The organism is Bacillus cereus group sp. MG4 (genome assembly GCF_040460055.1).
GTDB lineage: Bacteria > Bacillota > Bacilli > Bacillales > Bacillaceae_G > Bacillus_A > Bacillus_A wiedmannii.
In genome coordinates, this window is sequence record NZ_JARVGZ010000001.1 from 5,102,933 (window position 1) to 5,115,703 (window position 12,771).

The window sequence follows — 12,771 nt, forward strand, 5'->3', positions numbered from 1 at the left end:
TAATTATTGTAATAATTTAGAAACCATTTGTGGTGTTTGGTTAGCTTGAGAAAGCATGCTAATACCAGCTTCATTCAAGATTTTGAACTTAGTCATTTCAGACATTTCTTTTGCCATGTCAGCATCTTCGATTTGGGAAGCAGCTGAAGCCATGCTCGAAGATTGGCTCTTCAGGTTATTTACATTAAAGTCAAGACGGTTTAATGTAGCGCCAAGAGTCGCACGGTTAGAAGCGATTTGTTCAATTGCTGTGTCAATTTTTTTAATCGCATTATTTGCATCTACACCAGTTGTAGGTGGATTCTCTTTAAAAGCAGCTTCTGCCTTGTCAAATTCTCCAGTGGCCATTAAAGCTGTTACCACAGGATCGATGTCTGTGTCGGCAGCTGGATAAGTAGTTCCTACAGCTTTAGCTGCATCGGTACCTAAAGAATCTTTAATTTTAATGAAATCAGGTGCTAATTTGTCATATGCAGCTTTAGCATCAGCTTTAGCTTTTGTTAAAACACCAGCATCAGTTGCAGGACTTGCCGCTTTTAATGTTTTATAATTTGTAAATGCATCTTTTAGTTCAGTAAGGTCTGGAGCTTGAGCACCAATTTTTAAATCCTTAATTCCTAATGCTTGAATAGAAGTATTAGATAGCTCGATACCGATTTGTTTTGTTTTATCGTCAGAATCAAGAGTTTGGATATTAATTGTAGAACTATCACCATTTAAAAGTTTTTTGTCATTAAATTGAGTGTTATTTGAAATATAATCTATTTGTTTTTGTAATTCACCAAACTCTTTTTGTAATGCAGCTTGGTTTGTGTCTGTGTTTGTACCGTTCGCAGATTGGTTAGCGATGTCACGCATACGAAGTAAAATGTTAGAAACAGAGTTTAAAGCTGAATCAGCAGTACGAATTAAAGAGATACCATCCTGTGTATTATTTGCAGCTACGTTTAGACCGCTTTCACGAGCACGCATACGAGTTGCAATTGCAAGGCCTGCTGCATCGTCAGAAGCGTTGTTGATACGTTTACCACTTGATAAACGGTCCATAGCGTTGCTCATTTTAGCTTGGTTTTGACGCATGTATTCTTGCGTACGCATGCTATTAATGTTTGTATTAATTCTCATGTTAAGAACCCCCATTTTTTTATATTGATTTTTCTGCAAATTGCAAGATGGCAATATGTAAAAAAGTCAATTTCGAATTAATTGTAATCCTTGGTGTATATCGTGTCAACGAATAATTGTAATTAACAAATATAAAAAAATAACAGTTTAGCAATCTAGTCATTTTTTTATTACAATATAATTGCAAAGGATTATTGCAAACTTTACGAAAAAACTCTAATATTAGATTATCTTTGTTTACCGAAAAGGTGATATTATGTTAGTTGGAAATATAGTAAAAGAAGTGCTTGCATATAAGAAAGGACAAATTCAGCAAAAGCTAAGTAGTCCACAAGCATTCGTTAGTAGTCGTTTTCAAGAAAAGTTGCAGAGTGAACCTGCGAAGGAGACGAAGGGCACAACGCAGCCGGCAAATGTAGAGGATATGAGTCAGCCGGTACAATCTACGAAAATAGAAACGGTCGTAAATAAAACGGAACAATCTATTAATAAAGTAGAGGAAGCGAGTAAGCCTGAAGAAAAAGCTGAAACGAAGAACGTAGATGAAGTGCAAGTTGCACAAAAAGAGTTTGAACGACGTTTCCCAGAAACGAAAAATGAGGCTGTTGATACGTGGGGATTAACGAAGAAGTATAATATTCAAAAAATACGTTCTTCCAATGAAGGTAAGTATGAGGATATTATTGATAGAGTAAGTCATACATACGGAATTCCGAAAACGTTAATTCAAAAAATGATTGAAGTAGAGTCTAATTTTAATCCGAAAACGGTGTCGCATGCAGGAGCAATGGGACTTATGCAGCTTATGCCGGCGAATGTGAAAGAGATGGGGATAAAAAATCCGTTTTCACCAGCTGAAAGTATTGAAGGCGGCGTGAAAGAGTTAAGCGGTTATTTAAAGAAAAATAATGGTGACTTAGTTTTAGCGCTTGCTTCTTATAATGCTGGTCCTGGTAATGTGAGAAAGTACGGAGGCGTACCTCCATTTAAAGAAACGCAAGGATATATTAAAAAAATATTAAATATCGACGTTTCAAAATAAGAGATTTCATTCATATAGAGAGAACATGAAATTTTCGTGAACATGATATGGGAGTTGGCCAGTTTGAAATTACAAGATGATATTCCGTTAACAATTTATTTTGAAATCGGAAATACGAAAAAGAAAATTGAAGATCTGCTTCATATTACGAAAGGTACATTGTATCGTCTTGAAAATTCAACGAAAAATACGGTGCGTCTTATGCTTGAGAATGAAGAGATTGGAACCGGAAAGATTTTGACGAAGAATGGAAAGATGTACGTTGAAATCGTTGAATTGAAAAGGTAGGGAAGGGGATTTTCATGAGCGGCGATAAATTAAGCCAAGAGCAAATTGATGCCCTGCTGAAGGCGGTAAATGAAGGCGAGGAAATGCCAGCTTTCGCACAAGAAGCAGGGAAGCAAGATAAATTTCAAGAGTATGATTTTAATAGACCGGAGAAGTTCGGTGTGGAGCATTTACGTAGTTTGCAAGCGATTGCTTCTACGTTTGGTAAACAGACGTCACAGACGTTGTCAGCGCGTATGCGTATTCCAATTGACTTAGAGCCTTCGACAGTAGAGCAAGTTCCATTTACGAGTGAGTATGTGGAGAAAATGCCGAAAGATTACTATTTATATTGCGTCATTGACCTCGGACTTCCAGAGCTTGGAGAAATTGTTATTGAGATTGATTTAGCATTTGTTATTTACATTCATGAGTGCTGGCTCGGCGGAGATAGTAAGCGTAACTTTACGATGCGTAGACCACTGACGGCGTTCGAGTTTTTAACGCTTGATAATATTTTTGCGCTTCTATGCAAAAATTTAGAGCAATCATTTGAAAGTGTTGTAGAGATTAAACCGAAATTTGTAACGACAGAGACAGATCCAAATGCGTTAAAGATTACGACAGCAAGTGATATCATTTCATTACTGAACGTAAATATGAAAACTGATTTTTGGAATACGACAGTTCGTATCGGTATTCCATTCTTATCTGTTGAAGAAATTATGGATAAGTTAACGTCTGAAAATGTTGTCGAACATTCTTCGGATAAGCGTAAAAAGTATACGTCTGAAGTAGAAGTGAAAGTAAATCAAGTGTTTAAACCTGTTCACGTTGCGATTGGTGAACAGAAGATGACAATGGGTGACATTGAACAAATTGAAGAGGGAGATATTATTCCGCTTCATACGAAAGTTTCGGATGAATTGCTTGGTTATGTAGATGGAAAGCATAAATTTAATTGTTTTATTGGAAAAGATGGAACGCGTAAGGCGCTCTTATTTAAAAGTTTTGTAGAGTAGGAGGATCCATATGAAGCATGAAGTATCTCCTGTGTCATTAATGGGATTAGAAGAATTTGCAGGAAAGCGAAATGAGACAGGTAAAGCACATATTGATACTGTTTCGGATATTTCGATTGAACTTGGTGTAAAGCTTGGGAAGTCATCTATTACGCTCGGTGATGTGAAACAGTTAAAAGTGGGCGATGTTTTGGAAGTAGAGAAAAACTTAGGACATAAAGTAGATGTGTATTTAAGTAATATGAAAGTTGGCATTGGGGAAGCGATCGTAATGGACGAGAAGTTCGGTATTATCATTTCTGAAATTGAAGCTGACAAGAAGCAAGCTGCGCTTATGAAAGCGCAAAGTCAGATGCAAGATAAAGAGTAGAGGAGGAGTCATATGTCGTATATGACGACCTTATTTCAAGTCGTTTTACTGTTTGGTGCGCTCGGCTACGGTGCATATTATATGACGAAAAAGACGCGCAAGCAGCAGTTTTTTAAACAAGGTGAAAATGGCCACATTCAAGTGAAGGACGGCGTTTATTTAAATCATCAAACGAGCGCCTTTTTATTTGAAGTTGATGGCAAGCAAGTGTTCACTGTTATTAGTAATAACGGTGTACAATCTGTGCAATTAACAGGAACAGGAAATCAGTTTCAACAAGCGCTAGAAGACGCGGTGAAGAGTGAAACGAAAAAAGTAGAGGATCCATCATGAGAATAAAGAAACAGTTATCATTATTAGCCGTTATTTTCGTATTTTCTATCGTTTTTTCAATTGTTTTTGTAAATCCAGCGTATGCGGCCCCGAATGGTTTTATTAATTTCGAAAATGGAAAAGAGTTTACGAGTAATTCAAGTGTACAACTATTTGCGCTCGTTACCCTTTTATCATTATCTTCTTCTATCGTTCTATTATTTACACATTTTACTTATTTTATGATCGTTCTTGGGATTACACGTCAAGGACTTGGGGTAATGAATTTACCACCGAACCAAGTACTTGTTGGACTTGCATTATTTTTATCACTCTTTACGATGCAGCCTGTACTTGGACAGCTAAAGAGCGATGTGTGGGATCCGATGACGAAAGAGAAAATAACAGTAAGTCAAGCTGCGGAGACGACAGCTCCGATTATGAAAGAGTATATGTCAAAGCATACGTATAAGCATGATTTAAAGATGATGCTGAAAGTTCGCGGAGAAGAGTTGCCGAAAGATTTGAAAGATCTTTCCTTATTTACGCTCGTACCATCCTTTACGTTAACGCAAATTCAAAAGGGTTTGTTAACGGGGATGTTCATTTATTTAGCTTTTGTATTTATAGATTTGATTATTAGTACACTTTTAATGTATCTCGGGATGATGATGGTACCGCCGATGATTTTAAGTTTACCATTTAAAATACTCGTTTTCGTATATTTAGGTGGATATACAAAAATCGTCGACATTATGTTTAAAACGGTCGCCTGAAGCGTTTGATGCTATGTGATAGGAGTCATATAAATGAATACGTCACCAATTATAGATATTTTTCAAACCTTTTTTTATAAAGGGGTTATGATTTTAATGCCGGTTGCCGGCGTAAGTATGATTGTCGTTATTATCATCGCTGTTATTATGGCGATGATGCAAATTCAAGAGCAAACGTTGACGTTTTTACCGAAAATGGCGAGTATTGTACTCGTTATTATCATTTTAGGTCCGTGGATGTTTCAAGAGTTAACGACGCTTATTTTAGATTTATTTGATAAAATCCCATCGCTATTGCGTTCGTACTAAGATAGGTGAACTGAAATGAATATGGAATTATGGGCGGCGACGTTTTTTGCGTTTTGCCGCATTACTTCATTTTTATATTTTTTACCGTTTTTCTCAGGTCGATCCATTCCAGCGATGGCAAAGGTTACAGTAGGACTTGCTCTTTCAATTACAGTGGCCGATCAAGTTGATGTCTCTCACATAAAGACAACTTGGGACGTGGCAGCTTATGCAGGTACGCAAATTGTAATTGGATTATCGCTTTCAAAAATTGTAGAAATGCTGTGGAACATTCCAAAAATGGCCGGGCATATTTTAGACTTTGATATCGGTTTATCACAGGCAAGTTTGTTTGATGTAAATGCAGGCTCACAGTCTACTTTACTATCAACCATTTTTGATATATTTTTTCTCATTATTTTTATTTCACTTGGCGGCATTAATTATTTCGTTGCCACGATTTTAAAGTCGTTTCAATATACAGAGGCGATTTCAAAATTGCTGACGACTAGTTTTTTAGATAGTCTACTCGCAACGTTATTATTTGCGATTACATCAGCGGTTGAAATTGCTCTTCCGCTCATGGGAAGTTTGTTCATCATTAACTTTGTTTTAATTTTAATCGCAAAAAACGCTCCGCAATTAAACGTTTTTATGAATGCGTATGTCATTAAAATTACGTGTGGTATTTTGTTTATTGCGATGAGTGTACCGATGCTCGGTTATGTGTTTAAAAATATGACGGATGTATTGCTTGAGGAATATACGAAACTATTTAACTTTTTCTTAACGAAGTAGGGGGACGCACATGGCAAAGGATAATAAAACAGAAAAGGCCACCCCGCAGAAGCGTAAGAAATCGCGTGAAGAAGGGAATATTGCCCGGAGTAAAGATTTAAATAATTTGTTTTCCATACTTGTATTAGCAGTTGTCGTTTACTTTTTCGGAGATTGGTTAGGGTTTGAGATTGCAAATTCTGTAGCGGTGCTGTTTGATCAAATTGGAAAAAATACAGATTCGACCGAGTATTTTTATTTAATGGGTATTTTATTACTAAAAGTATCAGCTCCGATATTAATACTCGTATACGCTTTTCATTTATTTAATTATATGATTCAAGTCGGTTTCTTATTTTCTTCTAAAGTCATTAAGCCGAAAGCTTCACGTATTAACCCAAAAAACTATTTTACGAGATTGTTTAGTCGTAAAAGTTTAGTAGATATTTTGAAATCACTATTTTATATGGGATTAATCGGTTACGTCGCTTACATTCTCTTTAAAAAGAATTTAGAGAAAATCGTTAGTATGATTGGATTTAACTGGACTGCGTCACTTACTGAAATTATTAGGCAAATTAAATTTATCTTTTTAGCTATTTTAATTATATTAATCGTTCTTTCTATTATTGATTTTATTTATCAAAAATGGGAGTACGAACAAGATATTAAGATGAAAAAAGAAGAAGTAAAACGAGAGCATAAAGATAATGAAGGGGACCCGCAAGTAAAGGGAAAGCGAAAAAACTTTATGCATGCGATCTTGCAAGGGACAATTGCGAAGAAGATGGATGGTGCAACGTTTATTGTAAACAATCCGACTCATATTTCAGTCGTACTTCGGTACAATAAACAAGTTGATTCGGCGCCAATTGTCGTTGCAAAAGGGGAAGATGAGCTCGCATTATATATACGAACGCTCGCCCGCGAACAAGAAATACCAATGGTGGAAAACCGTCCACTTGCTCGTTCTTTATATTATCAAGTCGAGGAAGATGAGACGATTCCAGAAGATTTATACGTAGCTGTAATTGAAGTTATGCGCTATTTAATTCAAACGAATGAACTTGAAGTATAATAGCGCGGTTGGAGGAGATCTCTTGTGTTTAAGATAGATTCTGCAAGAACCTATTTTTCTATCTTTTTAGCAGCGTCATTCGTAGTGGCGCTCTTAATTCCACTTCCACCATTTATACTTGATATCGTTATCGTTTTTTTACTAAGTATGTCAGTGCTTATTTATATGCGAGCAACAAGTATTAACGAGTGGGATGAATTAAAGTCATTTCCGACGATGCTGTTATTAATCGGGATTTTCCGCGTATCGATTAACGTATCGACGACGCGAGCGATTTTGACAGACGGAAATGCGGGGCATGTTATTGAAGAGTTCGGTCAGTTTGTAATTGGCGGGAACTTATTAATTGGTATCGTTATTTTTATAGTATTAATTATATTCCAGTTTATCGTTGCAAACGGTGCATCTCGTACAGCTGAAGTTGCAGCTCGTTTTACACTTGATTCTTTACCCGGGAAACAAATGTCGATCGATGCGGATTTAAACCAGCGTATTATTACTGAAAAAGATGCACAGGCAAAACGAAAAAAGTTAAATATGGAAACAGAGTTTTACGGGGCGATGGATGGTGCCGGGAAGTTCATTAAAGGGGACGTTATTTTCGGGATTGTCATTTTATTCGTAAACATTATTTTCGGTTTAATTGTCGGCATGATGCAGCAAGGAATGAGTTTTGCTGATGCAGCTATTCACTATACACAGTTAACTGTCGGTGACGGAATCGTAAACCAAATCGGTTCGTTAATGCTTGCGATTTCAACTGGGATTATCGTAACACGTGTATTTGATGGTTCAGCGGATACAGTAACAGAAGGTATCTTTAAAGAGTTATTAGCACATGAAGTTGTTGTATATGCGCTTGGTGGTTTATTTATTGCGATGGGTATTTTCACTCCGCTACCATTTCTACCGTTTGCTCTTGTTGGTGGAACAATTATTTTATTAGGAATTCGTAATAAAAACCGAATAAAGAAAGAAAAAGAAGACGAGCTTCAAAAAGAATTAGAAATGATTCAAGGCGAAGATGAGCAGCTGCAACAAGTGGAAGATTCATTCGGAGTATTTACAGATAAATATCCAATTATTGTAGAGCTCGGTTTAGATTTAGCAGCACTTGTAAAGCAGAAGATTAACGGGGAAACAGCTCGTGATAAAGTTGTTCTTATGAGGAAGTCGATTATTACTGACCTTGGTATTAACGTTCCTGGCATTAACTTTAAAGATAATACGAGTTTTAGACCACGCGGACGTTACATTATTCGTATTAAAGGGGCGAAGGCAGCAGAAGGTGTTTTAAAATCAGGTTACTTATTAGCATTGAAAACACCGAATGTAATGGCCGATTTAGATGCAGAACCAGCGAAAGATCCAATTTTCGGTGAAGATGGATATTGGATTTTAGAGCATATGGTACAAGATGCACAAATGAAAGGCTATCAAGTATTAGAGCCGCTTAGCATATTAATTACACATTTAGATGTTGTCGTTAGACGTAATCTTCATGAGTTAATTCAGCGTCAACATGTAAAAGACTTAATTAACTCGCTTGAAAATGATAACGGTGTTTTATTAGAAGAGATTAAGAAGAAAGAAATCGACTTATCACTCGTTCAAAATGTTATTAAACAATTGCTAAAAGAGGGTATTTCTATTCGTGATTTACCAACTATTATCGAAGGTATTATTGATGGAAAAGAAATTTATCAAAATCATGTAGACGGTGTAACGTCATTCGTCCGTGAATGTATTTCAAAAGTGATTTGTGAAAATGCGAAAAATCCTGACGGTAAAATTTACGCAGCGCTCTTCTCAGATTCAATCGAGTTAGATGCGGATGTTGTAAATAATTCATACCAAGGTTACTTATTAAACTGGGATTTAGATTTAGAAACACGTGTTGTTGAACAAGTACAGCGTGTTTTTAAACAAGCTCGTTTAATGGGAAGAGAACCAGTATTATTAACGCGTAGAAAAGATTTCAGATTTGCGATTGTAAGACTTCTTGAGCGTTATCAAGTAGAAGCGCAAGTACTTTGTATTAGCGAATTAGCACCGGAAATTGTTGTAGATCAAATTGCCTATATTGAATAGTAGGGGGTGAAGTAATGGAAAGTACAGAAAAGAAAGAAGCGTTAATGCGAATAAAAGCAGCTTCGAAAAATGAATTGTATCGAAAGTTATTTGACCAATATGGTACAGATTATTATTACGTTGTCGATGAAAGTGTAAAACGGAATATCCCGTTTTTTTGGAAAAAGAATTATGAAATGTTAGTTGCTTTTCCAGAGGATAAACAGGAAGAAGTGAATGAAGGCACAGCTCAATTTCATGAACAACTAATGGATGTTGTAAATGATTCTTCAGAACAAATTGTAAAGGCGAACGGAATTCAATCGGTACTGCACAATTTAGAAAACGTGACGACTTCTATGTCATATGCGGCGATGCAAACAGGAAATAGTGAAGAATGGACAAGAAAGAAAGAGAAACTATTAAAGCTGTTTGAAAAAGGTATCGTCGTTGTGAAACAGACGGAAGAAACGAAAGTAACGAAAAAGAAAAAAGCTGTGAAAAAAGTTGTTCCGGTCAAGAAAGAAGAAGTAGTTGTAAAAAAAGAAAAGCAAGAATCTGTACCGTTTATTATTCAAAAAGTAATTCGCATGCTAGAGCAAAACGATGTAGAACAATATTTCATTCATGCATATGCTGAAAAGTTAAAAGTGAAGTTTGAGAATGCAACGATGATTACAGAAGAAGAAGTGATCGGATACATATTGGAAGATATGAGATCTCATTTCAATACGGAAAACGTTTTTGAAAAAGAAGTGCAAACAATTGCATTAATCGGTCCAACTGGAGTTGGAAAAACGACGACTCTTGCGAAAATGGCATGGCAGTTTCACGGTAAGAAAAAAACGGTCGGTTTTATTACGACAGACCATTCACGCATCGGGACAGTACAGCAACTGCAAGATTACGTAAAGACAATTGGATTTGAAGTAATCGCCGTACGTGATGAGGCTGCAATGACAAGAGCGCTTACGTATTTTAAAGAAGAAGCGCGTGTCGATTATATTTTAATTGATACAGCCGGAAAAAATTATCGTGCGTCAGAAACAGTGGAAGAAATGATTGAAACGATGGGACAAGTAGAGCCAGATTACATTTGTTTAACGTTATCTGCTTCGATGAAAAGTAAAGATATGATTGAAATCATTACGAACTTTAAAGATATTCATATTGATGGTATCGTATTTACGAAATTTGATGAAACAGCAAGTAGTGGTGAATTGTTGAAAATTCCAGCAGTATCATCAGCTCCAATTGTATTAATTACTGACGGACAAGACGTGAAGCAACATATACATATCGCTACAGCTGAACATTTAGCGAAACAAATGTTGCAAACATCATAGAAAAGAGGTGAAGGATAAGGCAACTGCCTTATTCAAACGAGTATGAACGGTCTTTATATAGGTTCTATGGGTATGATGAATTACATGCAGCGCATTAATGTTCATTCGAATAACGTTGCAAATGCTCAAACGACAGGATTTAAAGCAGAAAATATGACTTCTAAAGTATTTGATGTACAAGACACATATCGCCGCGGAGATGGGGCTGTGACAAATATCGGTTCGGTCGATTACGCTGTAGTACCAGCCGCAACGCATGTGAACTTAGTACAAGGAAATATACAAATGACAAATAGTGCTACAGATTTCTTTTTAGATGACGGAACTGCTGGCACAGCTTCGTTTTTCGTTACATCTAAAAATGATGAAACGTTTTTAACGAGAGATGGTAGTTTTGCATTAAATAGTGATCGTTATCTGCAAACAACTTCAGGTGCTTTTGTAATGGGTGAGAATAATGAACGTATTCGTATTCCAGAAGGAGCAAAGGTAGCTGTACAAGCAGACGGTACGTTATATGATGCGGTGACGCAAAATAATATCGCTCGTCTGCAAACAAAAACAGTAGGTGCAGATGCGAATAATCGTCTCGTACAAAGAGAGAACAAAAGCTTTACACTAGCAGAAGGGAACATTGCTGATTTACCGAACGGAGCAGGCTTAGTAAAAAACCATATGCTAGAAAATTCAAATGTAGATATGACGAAAGAGATGGCTGATCTTATGACGGATCAAAAAATGATTTCAGCGTCACAACGTGTTATGACTTCGTTTGATAAAATTTATGAAAAAGAAGCGAATGAAATATTGAGATAAAAGACTTCCCATAGTGGAAGTCTTTTTTATTATTGCTTTTATTACAGTTACACCATAAAATGATAATGATTATCAATATCATTTTATCTTTTTTCATAAAAATGGAATTTCATAATGACAGTAACATTGCTTAACTAGGTAAATTAAAAACAAGGGGATGGTGTGTATGTCTACAAAAAAACAACTTTGTATTGGATTATGTTTAATTTCTAGAAAGAAAGAAGAAGATAGTATATTTGATTCGGGAATTGATGAACAAGTAGAGTTGGCACTACAGGCAGAAAAGGCTAAGTTAGATTTTGTTTTTAAGGCAGATTATTTAGTGACGCACCCGGATTTAATTGCTCGTAATAAGGGAAATGTCATTTTAGATCCGACGTTACTGTTTACCGCTATTGCTTATGCAACAGAAAAAATTGGAGTCGTTACGACTGCTTCAACTTCGTTTTATCCACCATATATATTAGCGAGGCAATTACAATCGTTACACTGGATTAGCAACGGCCGAGTTGGTTGGAATATTGTTACATCCATTGACGGTGCTGAAAACTTTGGTGAGGAAGGAATGCCATCATCTGAGGAACGATACGCGAAAGCGGCAGAATGTACAGCGTTAGTAAGAAAGCTTTGGGGGAGTCACCCTAATGAAGTATTGAAAGTAGATAATCCTGATGTTATTAGAGAGATGGTAAAGCCTATTGAGCATAATGGTGAATACTTTGAGGTGAAAGGTCCACTAAATATTCCGCAGCATATTTCAGGGGAAATGCCATTATTTCAAGCGGGTGCTTCAGAGTCAGGCCGGAATTTTGCTGCTTCTGTTGCTGATGCAATTTTTGCTGCAACGCCAGATGTAGAGTCAGGAATGGAACTGCGTCAAGATTTAAGAAAAAGAGCAGAACAGCATGGCCGAAAGCAAGATGATATACGTGTATTGCCTGGATTATATTTCTTTATCGGTGATACATATGAAGAAGCGTTAGAAATGCATAGGCAAGCTCATCAACATCTCACAAAAGAGAAGAGATATGCGTTACTTGAAATGGTTCTCGGACTAGACGCTAGAGGGATTCCGCTGGAAAGTAAGGTTACAGAAGAGATGCTGCCAAGTCGGGATCAAACGGTTCGCAGTAAAACACATGCCGAATTATTACGGAACTTCATTATGAAAAATGAACCAACTGTTGAACAAATACTAGAACGGCCAGAAGTTGTTGGCTCCGCTCATTGGGTTGCAGTTGGTACACCGCAAGACGTTGCGAAGCAAATTATGGATAGATTTGAGGCCGGAGCATTAGATGGATTTATTGCCATTCCAGGAGGACCTCCAAAGTCACTAAATCTATTTTTTAGTGAAGTCATTCCTTTATTTGTGAAGGCTGGTGTATTTAGAGAAGAGTATACAGGTTCTACTTTGCGCGAACATTTAAGGGGAAATACATCAAAATCTTTGCAGTTAAAATAACAGGAGTGTTACTACAA

At 36.6% G+C, this 12,771-nt stretch carries 14 protein-coding genes; 13 read left to right on the top strand and 1 reads right to left on the bottom strand.

What is annotated here, in order from left to right; all coding sequences use genetic code 11:
• Positions 1 to 3: 3 nt before the first annotated feature.
• Entirely contained in the window at positions 4 to 1,125 is a 1,122-nt protein-coding gene (locus QCI41_RS26955; protein ID WP_151035370.1) for a flagellin N-terminal helical domain-containing protein, read from the bottom strand.
• Between the two features lie 256 nt (positions 1,126 to 1,381).
• Here QCI41_RS26955 and QCI41_RS26960 point away from each other — a divergent pair, with 256 nt between their 5' ends.
• From QCI41_RS26960 to QCI41_RS27020, 13 genes are all read left to right on the top strand, one after another.
• A complete protein-coding gene (locus QCI41_RS26960) occupies positions 1,382 to 2,167 on the top strand; it encodes a lytic transglycosylase domain-containing protein (RefSeq protein WP_353836244.1) in 786 nt (261 codons plus the stop codon).
• Positions 2,168 to 2,230: 63 nt separating this feature from the next.
• A complete protein-coding gene (locus QCI41_RS26965; RefSeq protein WP_000775712.1) occupies positions 2,231 to 2,455 on the top strand; it encodes a flagellar motor switch protein FliN in 225 nt (74 codons plus the stop codon).
• A 14-nt stretch (positions 2,456 to 2,469) separates the two neighbouring features.
• Entirely contained in the window at positions 2,470 to 3,456 is a 987-nt protein-coding gene (fliM, locus tag QCI41_RS26970; protein ID WP_088082949.1) for a flagellar motor switch protein FliM, read from the top strand.
• Positions 3,457 to 3,466: 10 nt separating this feature from the next.
• Complete coding sequence (gene fliN, locus QCI41_RS26975) at positions 3,467 to 3,826, top strand: flagellar motor switch protein FliN (RefSeq protein ID WP_000680026.1); 360 nt, start codon at positions 3,467 to 3,469, stop codon at positions 3,824 to 3,826.
• A 12-nt stretch (positions 3,827 to 3,838) separates the two neighbouring features.
• Positions 3,839 to 4,159, top strand: coding sequence for a hypothetical protein (locus QCI41_RS26980; protein WP_000121176.1), 321 nt, complete (start codon positions 3,839 to 3,841; stop codon positions 4,157 to 4,159).
• A complete protein-coding gene (locus tag QCI41_RS26985; RefSeq protein ID WP_001220587.1) occupies positions 4,156 to 4,914 on the top strand; it encodes a flagellar type III secretion system pore protein FliP in 759 nt (252 codons plus the stop codon). The genes QCI41_RS26980 and QCI41_RS26985 overlap by 4 nt, the downstream gene beginning before the upstream one ends.
• Positions 4,915 to 4,947: 33 nt before the next feature.
• A complete protein-coding gene (locus QCI41_RS26990) occupies positions 4,948 to 5,223 on the top strand; it encodes a flagellar biosynthetic protein FliQ (RefSeq protein ID WP_001098085.1) in 276 nt (91 codons plus the stop codon).
• Positions 5,224 to 5,238: 15 nt separating this feature from the next.
• Positions 5,239 to 6,000, top strand: coding sequence for a flagellar biosynthetic protein FliR (locus tag QCI41_RS26995; RefSeq protein WP_001055716.1), 762 nt, complete (start codon positions 5,239 to 5,241; stop codon positions 5,998 to 6,000).
• A 10-nt stretch (positions 6,001 to 6,010) separates the two neighbouring features.
• Positions 6,011 to 7,057, top strand: coding sequence for a flagellar type III secretion system protein FlhB (flhB, locus tag QCI41_RS27000; protein ID WP_099004569.1), 1,047 nt, complete (start codon positions 6,011 to 6,013; stop codon positions 7,055 to 7,057).
• A gap of 24 nt (positions 7,058 to 7,081) precedes the next feature.
• Positions 7,082 to 9,148 (top strand): flagellar biosynthesis protein FlhA, encoded by a 2,067-nt coding sequence (gene flhA, locus QCI41_RS27005; protein WP_048543382.1) that lies wholly within the window; start codon positions 7,082 to 7,084, stop codon positions 9,146 to 9,148.
• A 14-nt stretch (positions 9,149 to 9,162) separates the two neighbouring features.
• A complete protein-coding gene (flhF, locus tag QCI41_RS27010; protein WP_353836243.1) occupies positions 9,163 to 10,473 on the top strand; it encodes a flagellar biosynthesis GTPase FlhF in 1,311 nt (436 codons plus the stop codon).
• A gap of 42 nt (positions 10,474 to 10,515) precedes the next feature.
• Entirely contained in the window at positions 10,516 to 11,289 is a 774-nt protein-coding gene (locus QCI41_RS27015) for a flagellar basal-body rod protein FlgG (protein WP_353836242.1), read from the top strand.
• A 166-nt stretch (positions 11,290 to 11,455) separates the two neighbouring features.
• On the top strand, positions 11,456 to 12,754 hold the full coding sequence (locus QCI41_RS27020) for an NtaA/DmoA family FMN-dependent monooxygenase (RefSeq protein WP_353836241.1): 1,299 nt from the start codon (positions 11,456 to 11,458) through the stop codon (positions 12,752 to 12,754).
• Positions 12,755 to 12,771: the final 17 nt, after the last annotated feature.